The organism is uncultured Candidatus Thioglobus sp., assembly GCF_963981275.1.
GTDB lineage: Bacteria > Pseudomonadota > Gammaproteobacteria > PS1 > Pseudothioglobaceae > Thioglobus_A.
This window is the reverse complement of sequence record NZ_CAXCCZ010000011.1, coordinates 19,836-37,311: the sequence shown is the minus strand read 5'-3', so window position 1 is coordinate 37,311 and position 17,476 is coordinate 19,836. Positions and strand designations below refer to the sequence as shown.

General features: G+C 38.2%; 20 protein-coding genes. 16 read left to right on the top strand and 4 right to left on the bottom strand.

Annotation, left to right across the window (positions count from 1 at the left end):
• Nucleotides 1–239 (top strand): SDR family oxidoreductase (locus ABNR88_RS03110; protein ID WP_348670017.1); only part of this gene is annotated, 239 nt, incomplete at its 5' end.
• Here the strand turns inward: ABNR88_RS03110 and ABNR88_RS03105 are convergent.
• Entirely contained in the window at nt 236–1,039 is an 804-nt protein-coding gene (locus tag ABNR88_RS03105) for an inositol monophosphatase family protein (RefSeq protein WP_348670015.1), read from the bottom strand. The two genes, ABNR88_RS03110 and ABNR88_RS03105, sit on opposite strands and share 4 nt — an antisense overlap.
• On the opposite strand from ABNR88_RS03105, the gene ABNR88_RS03100 reads away from it, so the two are divergent.
• Nucleotides 1,038–1,793: an RNA methyltransferase gene (locus ABNR88_RS03100; RefSeq protein WP_348670013.1), complete on the top strand. Its 756-nt coding sequence runs from the start codon at nt 1,038–1,040 to the stop codon at nt 1,791–1,793. The genes ABNR88_RS03105 and ABNR88_RS03100 overlap by 2 nt on opposite strands.
• Before the next feature lie 187 nt (nt 1,794–1,980).
• On the opposite strand, the gene htpG is transcribed toward ABNR88_RS03100, so the two are convergent.
• A complete protein-coding gene (htpG, locus tag ABNR88_RS03095) occupies nt 1,981–3,834 on the bottom strand; it encodes a molecular chaperone HtpG (protein ID WP_348670011.1) in 1,854 nt (617 codons plus the stop codon).
• Between the two features lie 61 nt (nt 3,835–3,895).
• On the opposite strand from htpG, the gene ABNR88_RS03090 reads away from it, so the two are divergent.
• From ABNR88_RS03090 to ABNR88_RS03060, 7 genes are all read left to right on the top strand, one after another.
• On the top strand, nt 3,896–4,765 hold the full coding sequence (locus tag ABNR88_RS03090; RefSeq protein ID WP_348670009.1) for a tyrosine recombinase XerC: 870 nt from the start codon (nt 3,896–3,898) through the stop codon (nt 4,763–4,765).
• The gene (locus ABNR88_RS03085) at nt 4,762–5,295 is read left to right on the top strand and encodes an L-threonylcarbamoyladenylate synthase (protein WP_291928875.1); all 534 of its coding nucleotides are present in this window, start codon (nt 4,762–4,764) and stop codon (nt 5,293–5,295) included. The genes ABNR88_RS03090 and ABNR88_RS03085 overlap by 4 nt, the downstream gene beginning before the upstream one ends.
• On the top strand, nt 5,292–6,212 hold the full coding sequence (hemF, locus tag ABNR88_RS03080) for an oxygen-dependent coproporphyrinogen oxidase (RefSeq protein ID WP_291928872.1): 921 nt from the start codon (nt 5,292–5,294) through the stop codon (nt 6,210–6,212). The genes ABNR88_RS03085 and hemF overlap by 4 nt, the downstream gene beginning before the upstream one ends.
• A gap of 4 nt (nt 6,213–6,216) precedes the next feature.
• Entirely contained in the window at nt 6,217–6,441 is a 225-nt protein-coding gene (locus tag ABNR88_RS03075; RefSeq protein ID WP_291928869.1) for a sulfurtransferase TusA family protein, read from the top strand.
• Nucleotides 6,442–6,580: 139 nt separating this feature from the next.
• Nucleotides 6,581–7,996, top strand: coding sequence for a type I glutamate--ammonia ligase (gene glnA / locus ABNR88_RS03070; RefSeq protein ID WP_291928866.1), 1,416 nt, complete (start codon nt 6,581–6,583; stop codon nt 7,994–7,996).
• A 98-nt stretch (nt 7,997–8,094) separates the two neighbouring features.
• Nucleotides 8,095–9,048: a biotin synthase BioB gene (gene bioB, locus ABNR88_RS03065; protein WP_291928863.1), complete on the top strand. Its 954-nt coding sequence runs from the start codon at nt 8,095–8,097 to the stop codon at nt 9,046–9,048.
• 19 nt (nt 9,049–9,067) lie between these two features.
• Nucleotides 9,068–9,472: a hypothetical protein gene (locus tag ABNR88_RS03060; protein ID WP_291928860.1), complete on the top strand. Its 405-nt coding sequence runs from the start codon at nt 9,068–9,070 to the stop codon at nt 9,470–9,472.
• A gap of 45 nt (nt 9,473–9,517) precedes the next feature.
• On the opposite strand, the gene murG is transcribed toward ABNR88_RS03060, so the two are convergent.
• Nucleotides 9,518–10,540, bottom strand: coding sequence for an undecaprenyldiphospho-muramoylpentapeptide beta-N-acetylglucosaminyltransferase (murG, locus tag ABNR88_RS03055; protein WP_348670006.1), 1,023 nt, complete (start codon nt 10,538–10,540; stop codon nt 9,518–9,520).
• Complete coding sequence (locus tag ABNR88_RS03050; protein ID WP_348670005.1) at nt 10,533–11,678, bottom strand: putative peptidoglycan glycosyltransferase FtsW; 1,146 nt, start codon at nt 11,676–11,678, stop codon at nt 10,533–10,535. The genes murG and ABNR88_RS03050 overlap by 8 nt, the downstream gene beginning before the upstream one ends.
• 143 nt (nt 11,679–11,821) lie before the next feature.
• Here ABNR88_RS03050 and ABNR88_RS03045 point away from each other — a divergent pair, with 143 nt between their 5' ends.
• From ABNR88_RS03045 to ABNR88_RS03015, 7 genes are all read left to right on the top strand, one after another.
• Nucleotides 11,822–13,408, top strand: coding sequence for an ABC-F family ATPase (locus ABNR88_RS03045; protein ID WP_291928852.1), 1,587 nt, complete (start codon nt 11,822–11,824; stop codon nt 13,406–13,408).
• Between the two features lie 4 nt (nt 13,409–13,412).
• Nucleotides 13,413–14,186 carry a YihY family inner membrane protein gene (locus ABNR88_RS03040; protein ID WP_348670003.1) on the top strand — a complete coding sequence of 258 codons (774 nt, stop codon included), beginning with the start codon at nt 13,413–13,415 and terminating at the stop codon, nt 14,184–14,186.
• Nucleotides 14,187–14,288: 102 nt separating this feature from the next.
• Nucleotides 14,289–14,882 (top strand): riboflavin synthase, encoded by a 594-nt coding sequence (locus tag ABNR88_RS03035; RefSeq protein ID WP_291928845.1) that lies wholly within the window; start codon nt 14,289–14,291, stop codon nt 14,880–14,882.
• Between the two features lie 3 nt (nt 14,883–14,885).
• Nucleotides 14,886–15,962: a bifunctional 3,4-dihydroxy-2-butanone-4-phosphate synthase/GTP cyclohydrolase II gene (ribBA, locus tag ABNR88_RS03030; RefSeq protein ID WP_291928843.1), complete on the top strand. Its 1,077-nt coding sequence runs from the start codon at nt 14,886–14,888 to the stop codon at nt 15,960–15,962.
• Between the two features lie 9 nt (nt 15,963–15,971).
• Nucleotides 15,972–16,475 (top strand): 6,7-dimethyl-8-ribityllumazine synthase, encoded by a 504-nt coding sequence (ribH, locus tag ABNR88_RS03025; RefSeq protein ID WP_291928841.1) that lies wholly within the window; start codon nt 15,972–15,974, stop codon nt 16,473–16,475.
• Between the two features lie 2 nt (nt 16,476–16,477).
• Nucleotides 16,478–16,915 carry a transcription antitermination factor NusB gene (nusB, locus tag ABNR88_RS03020; protein ID WP_291928838.1) on the top strand — a complete coding sequence of 146 codons (438 nt, stop codon included), beginning with the start codon at nt 16,478–16,480 and terminating at the stop codon, nt 16,913–16,915.
• A gap of 238 nt (nt 16,916–17,153) precedes the next feature.
• The gene (locus ABNR88_RS03015) at nt 17,154–17,399 is read left to right on the top strand and encodes a (2Fe-2S)-binding protein (protein WP_291928836.1); all 246 of its coding nucleotides are present in this window, start codon (nt 17,154–17,156) and stop codon (nt 17,397–17,399) included.
• Nucleotides 17,400–17,476: the final 77 nt, after the last annotated feature.

The following is a 17,476-nucleotide window of genomic DNA, read 5'->3' as shown; positions in this document are numbered from 1 at the left end:
GCAAGTTTGCGATTGAAGGCTTGAGCAAAACCTTGTCTGAGGAGCTTGAAAAAACTAATATTAAGACTAATTCGTTAAATCCTGGGCGTATGCGCACCAAGATGCGACAAACGGCTTATCCAGCTGAAAATGTTAATAATAATCCAACACCAGAGAGTATATCTCCGGCAATTGTGTATTTGATGAGTGAAAAAACTAAAGCGTTAAATGGTGAGCAGCTAACACTTGAAATAAACTAGCGTTGTAAATCATCTGTCAAGTGCGGATGAATGGTTTTTAAAATTTCTTTAAAAACCTTCTCGTTACCCGCAACCACATTGCCTGTTTCTAAGTGTTTACCACGGCCAGAAAAATCACCAACATAGCCGCCGGCCTCTTTAACTAGTAGCACGCCTGCAGCAATATCCCAAATGTTTAACTCTATTTCCCAAAAGCCATCTAGTCGTCCTGCAGCTAAGTAAGCCAAGTCAAGTGCAGCAGATCCTGCACGACGAATACCAGCTACTTTTGGATGGATTGCCTTAAACATATCAAGGTAGGCGTCTAAATGTTGTGGCGCTTTAAATGGAAATCCAGTGCCAATTAAAGTGTCTTCAAAGCCATTGCTATTCGTAACCCGAATTCTCTGCTCATTTAAATAAGCACCGTCACCTTTTGAGGCAGTAAACAACTCTTCTTTAAATGGGTCATATACAACAGCATGAGTTGGTTCATCATTTTCATATAAAGCAATAGATACGGCATATTGCGGAAAACCATGCAAGTAGTTAGTGGTGCCGTCAAGTGGGTCAAGAATCCAAACAAAGCGTTTATCCTTACCAACGATTTCACCATTTTCTTCACCCAAAATAGAATGATCAGGAAAGGCGTATTTCAATTCATCTATAATAGCATCTTCAGCGGCCTTGTCTACTTCAGAGACGAAGTCATTCGCCGCTTTGTTTTCAATCGTTAACAGATCAATTTGATTATGATATCTGAGAATGATGTCACCCGCTTTTCGAGCGGCTTTAACGGCAATATTTAATGTAGGATGCATGAGCGTCATGAATAAAAATAAAGAAATGAATTATACCTTTGATAATGTACGTGTGGTTATGGTTAATACTACCGAGCCTGGTAATATTGGTGCGGCTGCCCGTGCTATGAAAAACATGAATCTCTCCAAGTTATATTTGGTCAATCCAAAGACTCACCCGTCAGCCACAGCAACCGCTAGAGCAAGTGGGGCAGATGACATTCTGACCAATGCTGTTGTCTGTGATACACTTGAAGAAGCCTTGGCAGACACACACTTGGTGATTGGTGCAAGTGCGCGTCAGCGTAATATTAAATGGCGACAAATGGATGTGGTGGATACTTGTGACGAAATACAGAAAACCACTTCAGTTGACAATCAGCAGGTGGCCGTGGTGTTTGGAACTGAAAACTCTGGCTTGAGTAATGAAGAGCTGGATTTATGCCAAATTTTGATGACCATCCCAGGAAATCCAAATTATTTTTCTTTAAATGTTGCTTCAGCTATCCAAGTATTTGCTTATCAGCACTATGTTCATAGCACAACCACAGAATTTGAAAAAAGCACCAATAAAATAGCTAGTAATATTGAATTAGAGGGTTTTTATGCACACTTTGCTCAAGTGCTTGAGCATATTGACTATTTCGAAGAAAAACGCCCAAAAGAGCTTCTCATGCGCCGTATGCGTCGATTTTTTGGACGCGCAGAACCCGAAAAAGAAGAGGTGGCTATTTTTAGAGGAATTTTAAGAAATATTCAGCCTTTTAAAAAATAGAAAATTTTAAGAATGGAAGGGCTTGAAGCTAAAAATTGACTTAAAAAACTGATTTTTTGGCTAAAATGGCGTGTTTTTGAGAGATTAATTGATAACAGGTGTCATAATCATTAAAATTTTAGAAATAATGCAAATGACGTAAAAAAGCCCGCAAATGCGGGCTTTTTAGTGGATTCAGGTTAATTGATTAGTTAATCAATTTATTCATACGTTTAACAAATTCAGCAGGATCTTTAAGCTGTCCGCCTTCAGATAAAACCGCTTGATCAAATAACACATTCACCAAATTTTCATCAACCTTAGTTTTAAGTTTTTCCACTAATGGGTGAGTTGGGTTGATTTCAAGAATTGGCTTAGTTTCAGGAACGTCTTGACCGAGTGAGGCCATAATTCTCTCCATGTTGCCACCCATTTCATTTTCATCAGCCACTAAACAAGAAGGGGATTCGCTTAAGCGATTAGAAATTTTAACTTCTTTAACTTGATTTTCAAGAATTTTCTGCATCTCTTCTAAGGTCTTTTTAAAGCCTTTAGCGGTTTTCTCTTTCTCTTTCTTTTCCTCTTTAGAGTCTAAATCTTGCAGGTCGCCTTTGGCAATTGACTTAAGGTTTTTGCCTTCAAACTCAGTAAAGTTATTAACCATCCATTCGTCAACACGATCAGACAGAAGTAAAACTTCAATGTCTTTCTGTTTGAAAATTTCTAAGTGCGGAGAGCCTTTGGCAGCTGCAAAAGTTTCTGCAGTGACATAGTAGATATCTTTTTGATCGTCACCCATGCGCTCAATGTACTCAGCCAATGATACATTTTGATCTTCACCATTAGAGTTAGTGGTAGCAAAGCGTAAAAGAGAGGCAATTTTGTCTTTATTAGAAGCGTCTTCAACCACACCTTCTTTCATCACCATGCCAAATTCTTTCCAGAAATCTGCATATTTCTCTGGCTTGTTTTTGGCCATTTTTTCTAATTCTTTTAAGATTCTACTAACTGAAGCTTTGCGAATGGTATCAACCACTTTATTACCTTGTAGAATTTCACGAGAAACGTTTAGTGATAAATCAGCTGTATCAATCACACCCTTTACAAAGCGCAAATACATTGGCATAAGCTCTTCATTGTCTTCCATGATAAACACACGCTTAGCATAGAGTTTGATGCCGCCTTTGCGTTTTGGCTCCCACATGTCAAACGGTGCCTTAGAAGGAATGAAAAGCAAAGAAGTATAGTCTAACTTACCTTCAACGCGATTGTGTAGTTGAGCAAGTGGCGCGGCGAAATCGTAAGTAAGAGATTTGTAAAATTCATCATAATCTTCTTGCTTAAGATCGCGTTTGTCTTGTGTCCAAAAAGCATTAGCCTTGTTAACCATTTCATATTCAATGGTGTCTGACTCTTCTTCAGCAGGCTTAATCATCATGATTGGCACAGTAATGTGATCAGAATATTTAGAAATAATACTACGCAGGCGATAATCATCTAAAAATTCTTTTTCGTCGTCTTTAATATGTAGAGTGATCTTAGTACCAAACTCTTCTACTGTTGTAGTTTCAAGGGAGTATTCACCTTCACCTTTTGATGTCCAAATTGTGCCATTAGCCTTGTCATCACCTGCTTTTCTAGTGGTTAACACCACTTCATCAGCAACAATAAATGAGGCATAAAAACCCACACCAAACTGGCCGATCAGATTTGAATCTTCGGCTTGTTTTGCATCGAGGCTTTGTAAGAATTTTTTAGTACCTGAGTTAGCAATGGTGCCAATATTTTCCATGACTTCAGTCTCAGTCATACCAATGCCGTTATCAGTAATAGTAATGGTTCCAGCTTCTTTATCAACATCAATGTGTACTTGAAGGTCTTCTTTGCCTTCTACCAATGTGTCATTTGATAAAGACTCGAATTTAAGTTTATCAACCGCATCAGAGGCGTTTGAAACTAGCTCTCGCAAGAAAATCTCTTTGTTAGAATACAAAGAGTGAATCATTAAATGTAGCAGTTGAGAAACTTCTGTTTGGAACGAATGTGTCTGTTTTGTCGTCATTTTATTTTATCTCTAGTTTATGCGTAAAATATATTGATATGGTCAAGCTGGCAAAATTCAAGTGAAAAAACAAATAATTGACTTTATTTTATATTTAAAAGTTGAGCGTCATTACGCACACAATACTCAACAAGCGTATGAGCGTGATTTAAATCAGCTGCTTGGTTTCTTAAAAACTCAGCGCATCGCTAGCTGGTCAGCGCTTAATACAGAAATACTGAGTATGTTTATCATGCAGCTGCGCCATAATAATATGTCTGCCAGAAGTATTCGCAGATATATGTCTTCAATTAAAGGATTGCTAACTTATTTAGTTAATCAGGGTCAGCTAGAAAATAATTGTGCCATTCAACTGCGCACGCCAAAAATTGGGCAAACTTTACCAGGAATATTGCACTATGATCAATTGTTGCAAATGCTAAAAACAAGAAAAACATCACGATTTGAAAATCGTGATGTGGCCATTATTGAGGTGATTTATTCTTGTGGTTTGCGTGTATCTGAATTGGTGGGATTAAATGTGGCGGATGTAGATATAACCCAGGGTTTTTTAAGGGTTGTGGGCAAGGCTAGCAAAACTCGACATACACCACTTGGAGAGTCTGCACAAAAGGCTGTTGTTAAGCATCTACAGACGCACAATTCAACGGCGCTTTTTGTTAATAAGAATGGTGACAGAATCGGGGTTAGATCAATACAAAATATGATTAAAAAGCGAGCGTTAGAGGCGGGCATTAAGATTAACGTTTATCCACACATGTTGCGTCACGCAGCAGCGACGCATTTTTTGCAGTCCAGCCATGATCTGCGCTCAACACAGGAGTTTTTGGGTCATGCCAGTATTAAGTCCACCCAAGTTTATACCCATCTTGATTTTTTAGAATTATCAAAAGTGTACGATAAGTGCCATCCTAGAGCTAAAAAAACATGAATTTAAAAACTAGAGTAGTCGCCAATATTCTCAATAATGGAGGGGTGGTCAGTCTGCCGACAGATACCATTCAAGGGTTAAGTTGCCTTCCTTTTTCTAAGTCTTTAATACGTTTGGTTGAACTTAAACAGCGCTCAACTAATAAGGGGCTGATTTTAATATCAAGTAATATCAATCATTTTAAAGATTATGTTGAAAATACCGAGCTGTTAGCGCAGATCAAACCAAGTGCTAAGCCAACTACTTATCTTGTTAAAGCGAATAATTGTGTACCTGATTTACTATTAGGCGGGCATAAAACTATTGCCATTAGACTAACCAGCAATCCCTTAATTAAACAATTATGCACAATGACTGATAGTGCACTGGTAACCACTAGCGCTAACCTTTCAGGCCGTCAGACTGCCCAAAGCAGCTTGAAATTACAGGTTTATTTTAAAGGTGAGTTAGACTATATAATAGCACCCAATAAAAATGCAAATAACCCCTCAAGCATTATCAATTTACAGACCGGAGAAAGGCTCAGATGATCGATCAAATTCAACAATATTTACTCTCATTACAAGCTGACATTTGCAGTCAGCTTGAACAAGTTGATGGCCAGGCTAGTTTTATTAAAGATGAATGGAAAAAGCCAAATGGTCGTGGCAACGGGCTAACTCGAGTGCTCGCAAAAGGCAAGGTTTTTGAGCAAGCAGGGGTTAACTTTTCTATTGTCCATGGTGATAATATGCCTGCTTCTGCAACCGCAATGAGACCAGAATTGACAGGAAGAAGTTTTAGCGCATTAGGTGTTTCGTTAGTCATTCATCCTAACAACCCTTATGCACCAACTTCACATGCGAATGTGCGTTTCTTTATTGCAGAAAAAGATGGAGAAGATCCGATTTGGTGGTTTGGTGGTGGGTTTGATTTAACCCCATATTACGGCTATGATGAGGATTGCATTGCCTGGCATCAGAGCGCCAAAGATGCTTGTGATCCTTTTGGCCTAGAGGTGTATCCAAAATACAAAAAATGGTGTGACGATTATTTCTATATGAAGCATCGTGATGAGCAGCGCGGTATTGGTGGTTTGTTTTTTGATGATTTAAATGAGGGTAGTTTTGATGAATGCTTTGCCTTTATGCGTAGCGTAGGAGATAGCTACATTAAGGCTTATAGGCCGATTATTGAAAAACGCAAAGATACGCCATTTACCGATCATGAGAGGCAGTTTCAACTGTATCGTCGTGGCCGTTATGTAGAATTTAATTTGGTTTATGATCGAGGCACATTATTTGGTCTGCAAACTGGCGGGCGCACAGAATCAATTTTGATGTCATTACCACCACTAGTACGCTGGGAATATCAATATGAACCTAGGCCAAATTCACCTGAGGCACAGCTTTATGAGAAATTTTTAAAGCCACAGGAGTGGGTTAATACCACTCAAACGGAGAGTTAGTAAAATGAAAAATCAACTAGATGTTAAAAAATTATTATGCCCAATGCCAGTGATTCGCTTAGGCGAAATGATTGATAAAGTGGCTATTAGCGATACAATTGAAATGCTGGCTACTGACCCAGGGGTTTTGTATGACATACCTGCCTGGTGCAAGGTTCATGGCCATAGAGTGTTAAAAATCGAAGAAAAAACCGATGAGATTGTTCTTCTTGTTGAGAAAATAGGGTAGAATAATTCGCTGTTTTTGTTGTAAATATAGTAGATTTTTATTATATTACAATAAATAAACAAAGAATTTTGCTTGTAACGGCGCAAGCTGCTTGGTGAAGATAGCCAGTCCATACAAATAGTTAAATAAAGGAGATAATATGTCTGCACAAGATGTAATGAAGATGATTGAAGATAACGACGTTAAGTTTGTTGATTTTCGTTTTACAGATACACACGGTAAAGAGCATCACGTAAGTGTTCCGGCTCATACAGTGGATGAAGATAAGTTTGAAGAGGGCCAAATGTTTGACGGGTCTTCAATCACAGGCTGGAAAGATATTAATGAATCTGACATGATTCTAAAGCCAGACACAACAGCATGTGTTATGGACCCGTTCACACAAGAATCAACGCTAATTGTGCGTTGTGATATTGTTGAGCCAAGCGACATGAAGGGCTATGAGAAAGATCCTCGTTCGATTGCTAAGCGTGCTGAAAAGTACATGCAAGATTCAGGTGTTGGTGATACAGCTTACTTTGGTAACGAAAATGAATTTTTTGTATTTGACAGTGTTAAGTGGGATACAGGTTTTGGCATGGGTAAGGCGTTTTATGAAATCCACTCTGAAGAAGCAGACTGGGAGTCTGGATCTGATTTAGAAGGTGGAAACAAAGGTCATCGTCCAAATGTTAAAGGCGGTTACTTTCCAGTTCCACCAGTAGACTCATTACATGACCTTAGATCAGAAATGTGTCTTGTGATCGAAGAAATGGGTGTTGAAACTGAAGTGCATCACCATGAAGTGGGTACTGCAGGCCAGTGTGAAATTGGCGCAAAATTCAATACATTAGTAAGAAAGGCTGACGAAACTCAAATCCTTAAGTACTGTATTCATAATGTTGCACATATGTACGGTAAAACAGCAACATTTATGCCTAAGCCAATCGCGATTGACAATGGTAACGGTATGCATGTTCACCAATCAATTGCTAAAGATGGTGTTAACTTATTTGATGGCGATGAGTACGGCAACTTAAGTCAAATGGCATTATATTACATTGGTGGTATTATTAAGCATGCTCAAGCGTTAAATGCATTTACAAATGCATCAACCAACTCTTACAAGCGTTTAGTACCAGGCTATGAAGCGCCAGAAATGTTAGCTTATTCAGCTAAAAACCGTTCTGCTGCAATTCGTATTCCTTACGTAGGCAATCCACTAGGTCGTCGTATTGAAGTACGCTTCCCAGATAATACAGCCAATCCTTATTTAGCATTTTCTGCAATGTTAATGGCCGGCCTTGACGGTATTAAAAATAAAATTGACCCTGGCAAGCCTCAAGATGGTGACTTGTACGAATTAACTAGAAAAGAAAAAGCGAAGATTCCTAAGGTTTGTAACTCTCTAGAGCAAGCACTTGATGCACTTGATGCTGATCGTGACTTCTTAACTTCAGGTGGTGTGTTTACGGATAACGTAATTGACTCTTTCATTGATCTTAAGATGAAAGAAGTAAATGCTATGCGTTCAGCGCCTCACCCGGTTGAATTCGATATGTACTACAGTCTGTAGCACTTAAAATCGATTCCATAAAAGCCGTACTTTTGTACGGCTTTTTTGTGCCCAAAATACCGGTAAAATAGCTAAAAATATTATTATAAAATCTACTTATGAGTGAATTAAAACACGACTGGACCTTGGCTGAAATTAATCAATTGTTTGATTTGCCATTTAACGATCTATTATTCAAAGCCCACAGTATTCATCGAGAAAATTTTGATCCAAATAAAGTGCAGGTTTCTTCACTGCTTAATATTAAAACAGGCGCTTGTCCTGAGGATTGTTCTTATTGTTCTCAGTCATCAAAATATGATTCTGGTTTGGAGCGTGAGAAACTCATGCAGATTCAACAAGTTAAAGAGGCCGCTAAAAAAGCTAAAGACTTAGGTTCCGAACGTTTTTGTATGGGTGCTGCTTGGCGCAATCCTACAGATAAGTCATTAGATGTAGTTATTGACATGATTAAAGAGGTTAAAGACTTAGGCATGGAATCTTGCGTAACTTTAGGCATGCTGAGCGAGCCTCAAGCCAAAAAACTAAAAGAAGCAGGGCTCGATTATTACAACCATAATATTGACACCTCAAAAGAGCACTACTCTAATGTTATTACTACTCGTGAGTTTCAGGATCGCCTAGACACGATCGATCATGTTCAGCAAGCTGGCATTAATGTGTGTAGTGGTGGAATTTTAGGCTTGGGTGAGACAGTTGAAGATAGGGCATCGATGTTACAAACTTTGGCCAATATGGACCAACATCCCAACTCAGTGCCAATGAATTTGCTTGTTCCAGTTCCAGGTACACCATTTGAAACCATGGAAAGGCCAAGTGACATTGATTTTATTCGTTCAATTGCGGTTGCTCGAATTTTAATGCCTCAGTCGGTTGTGCGTCTTTCTGCAGGTAGAACTGATATGAGTGAGACCATGCAAGCGAGTTGTTTCTTTGCGGGCGCTAATTCTGTATTTTATGGTGATGAATTGTTAACCACACCAAATGTTACTCAAAGCCGTGATGAAGCGTTGTTCAAAGGCTTGGGTATTAATATGCATCAACATGCATAATTCAAATAGGAGAATAATAATGAACAAATTTTTAACCACATTTGTATTAACGACTTTAATCAGTTTGAGTGCTATTGCTGAGTCTGAGAAGTGTTCTAATGGCTATGACAATCTTGAGCATTTAGGTAGCTGTCTTGGCGGTGTTGTAGATTCTAGCATTGGCGCTTTATCAAACTTGCCTAGTGATGCGAAAAAATGGTCTAGCGATCAGCATCAAAAAGCTAAGCAAAAACTAGAAGCTATTAAGCAAGACATTTGTAATGATAGCAATCCTGTTAATGAGGTGATTGTTGAAAAAATCGTATACGTTGATCGACTTGTTGAGGTGCCTGCTAAAGCCATGGAAAGACGTTGTATTACTAACAAAAAATCAGATCGTTTTGGCAATACCAGTGAAGTTATTACTTGCACTGAATGGAAATAATTGATTAATTGAGTCAAACTAAAAGCCGCTTTAATGCGGCTTTTTTTATCCTTTAAGAAGTTGCTTGGTAATGGTAATTGCAGCGTTGGGCTTGGCGAGTTTAAGTGCGTTATCAGACATTAATGCCAGCTTTTCAGTATCTAGGTTATCTAGTATTTCTTCAAGCGCCTGAGTTGTTAGATTCTTTTGTTCGATTAAAATGCCTGCATTTTGGTCAGCAAGAATTTTAGCGTTATAAAACTGATGGTTATCAATGGCATATGGCAGAGGAATTAAGATGCTAGGTGTGGCACTTAGCATCAACTCCGAAACGGTCATTGCACCTGCTCTACACAATACTACATCAGCCCAGGCATACGCTTTAGACATGTCGTCAATAAAAGCAGTTACTTTGACAGATTTTTTCTTATATTGAGATTGCACACTGTCAAAGTGTAGTTTTCCAGTTTGGTGCCAAATGTTAATATTGCTGCCCAGATTGGTTACAACATTATTTATTGGCTTTGATCCTAGGCTACCACCAACTATTAATAAATTAAGTTTTTTATTATTTGCACTTGATTTTTTAACCTTAAAAGCAACAGGATTGCCAACAGTAATCGCACCGGTGTGAGAATCAAAAGCATTATCAAAAGCTTGAAAGGTTTGTGTGGCAATTTTTGATAGAAGTTTATTGGTTGTGCCTGGAATGGCATTTTGCTCATGAATAAACAAAGGTACTCTAAAAATCCAGGCAATTACGCCGCCTATGCCCGAGGCAAAGCCGCCCATACCCAGTACAACATCAGGTTTTGTCTTTATAAACACACTAACAACCTGCACTGTAGCTAAAGCAAGTTGAAAAGGGGCTTTAATCAAGCTAATGATATTTTTCCCTCGCAATCCAACAGCATTAACCGTGTGTAATGGTAGATTGTTTTTAGGCACAATTTCATTTTCCATGCCCTTTTTAGAGCCTAGCCATTCAATATGGCAAGGGTATTTTTTAAGTTCATTGGCAATGGCCAAGGCTGGGAATATGTGTCCACCCGTGCCACCCGCCATAATGAGTATTTTTTTATCAGACATAGTTTTTTTGCTTAGAGTATTCACAACGACTTTCCATATCAATCCTAAGTAAGATTCCCAGCGCAATGAGTACAAAAATCATACTTGACCCACCATAACTAATTAAAGGTAGTGGAAAGCCTTTAGGTGGGATTAGGCCAAGGTTCATGGCAATATTAACACTAAATTGCAATGATAGCCAGGTACAAATGCCAAAGCCAACGTAAGAGCTGTATTTGCGTTTTTGCTTGAGTGCGCCTTTAGCAATCTTAAAGCCTTTGAGCATAATAAATCCAAACGTCAAAATAACAAATAACATGCCAATAATGCCAGTTTCTTCACCGACAATAGAAAAGATCATATCGGTGTGCGGCTCTGGAAGTTTGGTGTATTTCTGAATACCATTACCCAGCCCAACACCGCCCCAATCTCCTCTGGCAATGCCGATTAATGCTTGCTTGGTTTGCCAAACTTTTTCACTGTCATTAATCCACAAATCAGTTTGCCAAAACTGGGTTAATCGTTGCCAGCGTACGCCACCATTTAACCCATCAATATAAAGCCAAATACCAACAGCACTAATCAAACTACTGCCAACAAAAGTGAGCTGTGTTAGGTAAACGCCAGCTGCAAACAGCATGATAAGTGCTGTTAAAGAGATGATGATGGTTGCACCCAGATCCATTTCTAATAAAAGCAATATATCAGCAGAAGAGATGATGATGAGCGTCTTAACCAGACCCATCCAAGGCTTTTTAACGTCTTTTTCTTGTCTAACCAAAAAATCAGCCATGTATAAGATCATGGCGATTTTCATCATTTCAGAAGGTTGGAATTTAAAAAACACAAAGTTAATCCAACGGGTAGATCCATTAACAGTTCTGCCAATAGGTTCGGGTAAAAATACTAAAGCCAAACAGACCAAAGAAAAAACAAAAAACCACTTGGCATATTTTTTGTAAAAATATAGGGGAATTTTTAAGCAGGTAAAGGCCAGTGCTAAGCCAATTGTAATATAAACACTTTGTTTAAAAAAATAGCTGTAACTATCGAAGTGGCCCAATGAGGCGGAAAACGACATGATCCATCCAAAAGTTAACAATATAAGTATGGCGATAGCTAAATATTTATCGGGTAATTGTCCAGTTTTTTCAAACATTTTTTAACGTAGATTTATTCTAAATTTATGCTTATTTTAACCCTCGAAAGAGCTACTAATGACTCTAATCAAACCTGCATTCTCTTTAGTTTTTTATTGTGACTATGGGATAATAGTTGTTTTTCAAAAATAGTGCTACACTCATGATTTCTACTGCCAACATCACCATGCAATTTGGTGAAAAACCTCTGTTTGAAAATATCTCTGTTAAATTTCAAGGTGGCAATCGCTACGGTTTGATTGGTGCCAATGGTTGCGGTAAATCAACATTCATGAAAATTCTAACAAGCGAGCTAAAGCCTTCTAATGGTACGGTAAGCATTAGCGAAGGTGAGCGACTTGGTATTTTGCGCCAGGATCAATTTGCTTATGAAGAATTTCGTGTTGTTGATACGGTAATCATGGGCCATGAAAAGCTTTGGGAAGTTAAAAAAGAAAGAGACCGTATTTATGCCTTGCCAGAAATGAGCGAAAAAGACGGTATTAAAGTGGCCGAGCTAGAAATGGAATTCGCCGAGATGGATGGTTATATGGCTGAGTCATCAGCCAGTGAATTGTTATTAGGTTTGGATATTCCTGAAGATCAACATTACGGACTCATGAGCGAAATTGCACCAGGTTGGAAGTTACGTATCTTGCTCGCACAAGCGCTATTCTCTGATCCTGAAATTTTGCTACTTGATGAGCCGACCAACAACTTGGACATTAACTCAATCAGCTGGCTGGTAGATGTATTGAATGATCGTAAGGCAACTATGGTGATTATCTCTCACGATAGGCACTTTTTAAATGGTGTTTGTACTCATATGTCTGACCTTGATTACGGTGCACTAAACACCTTCCCAGGAAACTACGACCAATTTATGATTGCATCAACTGCTATTCAGGAAAAAATGCAATCAGATAATGCTAAAAAAGAAGCTAAGATTAAAGAGCTTAAGCATTTTGTTTCTCGTTTTTCTTCAAATGCCTCTAAAGCAAAGCAAGCAACATCACGTCAAAAGCAGCTTGAAAAGATTGAACTTGACGATATTAAGCCTTCTTCAAGGGTAAGTCCTTATATTTATTTTTCTCAAGAAAATAAACTTCATAGAAATGTATTAGAAGTCAGCGGACTTAATAAAAGCTTTGATGATTTGCATGTACTTAAAGATATCGAATTTTTATTTGAAGTTGGTGAACGTGTGGCCGTTATTGGTCAAAATGGTATTGGTAAAACCACGTTATTGCGCACTCTAGTTGGTGAAATTGAAGCGGACAAGGGTAAGGTGAAGTGGAGTGAGAATATCAACATTGGTTATTATGCTCAAGATCATAGTGCTGATTTTGAAGAAGATATGACCGTACTTGATTGGATGGCACAATTTAAACAACCTAAGCAAGATATGCAAGATATGCGTGCAGTGCTTGGAAAAATGCTATTTGGTAAAAACGATATTATCAAGAGTGTTAAATCACTTTCGGGTGGTGAAAAGGGCAGAATGTTGTTCGGAAAATTAATGTTACAACAGCCAAATGTATTGGTGATGGATGAGCCAACCAACCACTTGGATATGGAGTCCATTGAGGCACTTAACCTTGCACTTGATAATTATGAGGGTACACTGATCTTTGTCAGTCATGATAGAGAGTTTGTCTCTTCTTTATCAACCAAAGTGGTTGAACTAAAGGAAGATGGCATGCATTACTATTCTGGCAATTACGAGGATTACTTAAAATCACAAAAATAAACCTATGATCGAAACCGTATTGAAAAGATTTGTAAAGCGCCAAGGCTTTGATTCTGCCTCAATACTATCATTTAGTAGTTTATTTGCCTTGGTTCCAGGGTTTGCATTGGGTTTAAGTGTTTTTTCACTTTCTCCATACTTTTACGATCTTCAGCAGTATTTAGAGCAATTTTTATACACACAATTGTTGCCACAAAACTATGGCACTGCTAAAGAGTATATCCAGCAATTTATCAATCAAGCTCAGTCCTTAAAAGGTATTAGCTCTAGTTTTTTAATTTTTGCAGTGATGCTTTTATTGTTTGAAATCGATAAGCGTATCAATCTGGTTTGGCATGATGTGCATCATCGTCATTGGATGAGGGGGCTTATTTCTTATTTATTTGTGTTGTTTTTAGGGCCAATATTTGTTGCTGCATCGTTATTTTTTAGCTCTTATGTGGTTGCATCGGATATTTTTAGTCAACTGCCCATGATTAATCATGCGCCACTATTCACTCCGCTAATTCTATCCAGCGTGGGTTTTTCAATTTTGTATTATGCAGTGCCTTTAGAAAAAGTTAGATACATTAATGCTCTTAAAGCAGGTGTTATTGCCGCCATATTATTAGAGATAATCAAATATGCCATGTTTGTTTACATACAATATTTTCCAATTTATGAGTTTATTTACGGAACATTGTCAATATTAATGTTGCTGATGATTTGGATTTACCTTGCTTGGCTGATTGTTTTATTGGGTGCTAGTTTTTGCTACTGTTTTGAGAATAAAGAGTAAAGTGGTAGACGCTGTCAGTTAAAGGATAAAAAAATTTATCAAGAGCCTCATATCTAACAACTAGCGTAAAATTAGAAACCTTTAATATCGTTCACTTTACTTATGTTTACCGGCATCATTCAGGCACTTGGCAGTATTAAAACTAAAGTTGCTTACGATAAGGGCGCTGTATTTAGCTTTACTGCGTCCAGTTTTGATTTTTCAAGTATTGCAATAGGTGACAGCATCGCGGTCAACGGCGTGTGTTTAACAGCGGTAGAAGTAGGTCGGGACTTTTTTAAAGCAGATGTCTCCCAAGAAACGCTAAATTGTTCAATCTTCTCTAAACTAGAGCAAGGTATGCGAGTCAATCTTGAAAAAGCACTCAGACTTAATCAAGGTATTGATGGGCATTTGGTCAGTGGTCATGTGGATGGAATTGCCCAAGTAAGTGAGCAATTTAGCGAAGGAGAGTCAACGCGTTTTAAGATTAGTGCGCCTGATAATTTGGTAAAATATATCGCTAGAAAGGGCTCTGTGTGTATTAATGGAGTGAGTTTAACTGTTAATAGTATTGATGGTAATACCTTCGATTTAAACATTGTTCCGCACACATTAAGTGTAACAACGTTAGGCGAATTAAAAACAGGCGATCAAGTCAACCTAGAGGTTGATATTATTGCGCGCCATTTAGAGCAATTATTAAACAATAAATAAGTCATGAGAAAAGCAACGATTGAAGAAATTTTAGAAGATTATAAGCAAGGCAAAATGATCATCCTAATGGATGATGAAGATCGCGAAAATGAAGGAGACTTAATCATTCCTGCGGCGACTTGCACCAAAGAAGATATTAACTTTATGGCTACTCACGGTCGTGGTTTAATTTGCTTAACACTAACGCAAGAACGTTGTAAGCAGCTTAATTTACCACTCATGGTGGCGCAAAATAATGACGCCAATGGCACCAATTTCACCGTTTCAATTGAAGCAGTAGAAGGGGTAACAACTGGTATTTCAGCGGCCGATAGAGCTAAAACAGTTTTGGATGCAGTGGCAAAAGATGCTAAACCATCTGATATCGTTCAACCTGGGCATATTTTCCCTCTAATGGCGCAACCTGGTGGCGTGCTGATTCGTGCAGGCCATACCGAGGCAGGTTGTGATCTTGCACGTTTATCTGGGTTTGAGCCCGCTTCAGTGATTGTTGAAATCTTGAATGAAGATGGCTCTATGGCTAGACGCGACGATTTAGAAATTTTTGCCGAAAAACATCAAATTAAATGGGGTACGATCGAAGATTTAATTTCTTATCGTATTGAAAATGAGAAAACCATTGAGCGTGTCAATGAGCGTGAGTTTGAAACAGAGTACGGCTCTTTCAGATTAATTTCATTCCTTGACAGTATTTACAATGAAACTCACCTAGCTTTAGTTAAGGGTGAAATCACCCACGATCAAGACACTTGTGTACGTGTTCATATGGAAGACACTTTTAGAGATGTCTTGCAAGAAAGTACCAAAGGCTTTGGTGTGGATGATGCGCTTAAACATATCTCTAAGTCGCAGAGTGGCGTGTTTTTGCTACTCAGAAAGCAAAGTGAGCAATCGATCTTACAAAATATTGATAATAGCTCTCGTGAGATGGGCGATGACATTAAGACTTACGGTGTTGGTGCGCAAATTTTGTCTGATTTAGGGGTTAAAAAAATGAGAATTCTAGGCTCGCCAAGAAAGCTTCATGGCCTTAAAGGATTTGGTCTTGAGGTAAGTGAGTACGTAGAGCTTAAACATTAAAGGAATAAGATGAATTTTCAATTTGATAAAAATGCAAATAGCGACTTCTTGAAAGACAGTAAAGTAGCTATTATTGTGGGTTACTTCTACCAAGATATTGGTGATAAATTACTCGCTGCTGCGCAAGATACATTAGCCAAATATGGCATTAATGAAAATAATGTTAATGTTTTTTATGCACCTGGTGCCTTCGAGATTCCATTATTGGCCAAGCGTCTAGCAGCACAACAAGCCAATGGCCAAAATTTATATGACGGCATTGTTACACTTGGTGCTGTGATCAAAGGCGAAACCCCGCATGATGTTTATGTTTGCAATGAATGCTCAAAAGGTATAGCTGAAGTATCCTACAATTACGAAATTCCAACAACCTTTGGCGTACTGACAACGCTTAACATGGATCAAACCATAGGGCGTGCTGGTGGCTATAAAGGCAACAAAGGTGAAGAGGCTACTATGGCCATGATTGAAATGCTGTATCTGCTACAACAAGCAGATGCTCAACGCTTTTAATTATGGCTTTTAAAACCTCAAAGCAGCGCTCACGTGAGCGTGTTGTTCAAGCTGTTTATCAATACTTGGTCTCAGGTGGCGAAGTATTGCAAATTGAGCAGCAGTTTCTCAATCAAAAAGAAGGTAAGATTTCAAAAGCCTTTTTTTCCAATTTATTTATCAATATCCTTAAAAATAGAACTGAGTTAGATGCGCTTATTGCACCAACCATTTCTAGAGAGACTGACGAACTAGGTTCAGTTGAGCATGCAGTACTTTATTTGGGTGCATACGAGCTAAAAAATAGCATCGAAGTGCCGTATAAAGTGGTGATTAATGAAGCGCTTGAAATTACTAAACTGTACGGTGCAGAAGGGGCCTTTAAGCTTATTAACGCCTCTCTTGATCAATTGGCTAAGGATTTAAGAGCTACTGAGATTGATCATCAGAATAAAGCTTAAAAAACAGCCTCATTTACAAAATTTCTGAAATTTTTTAATCAAGCCGAAAATATGGTTTGTTAAATAGTGAAAAGAGTTGTTTTCTCTCAAATTAACGTGTATTTTCACCCATTTTATGCGCAGATAAAGATCTATCTAGGTAATAAAAGCCTTGAGTGGGCATGTTTTACTTTAATTTTCATTATTTTCAAAATTTTTTAATGATAAAAAACTATGCACCGATTAAAATTTAACCTTTATGAAGTCTAATTTTGTCAAAAATCCTCTAGATAAGTTGCCTGATATTCTCAAGCGCAACTTAGATAAAAATCTATGTATTTGCAACGAGGTTCCCAAGATGGATGTTATTGATGCCATTGCAAACGGTGCCACAACAGTGGATGAGGTTAGAAATATCACTTATGCTACTAGTGGTAATGGTTGTTGTACACGCCAGGTTGTGCGTTTAATTGAGTGTATTCATTCAATAGAATTGGAGAATTAAACACAGATTAAAGAGGGGATAAAATGAAGGCAATGACTTGCAATCAACTAGGTGGCGCATGTGAAAAAAGAGTTTCA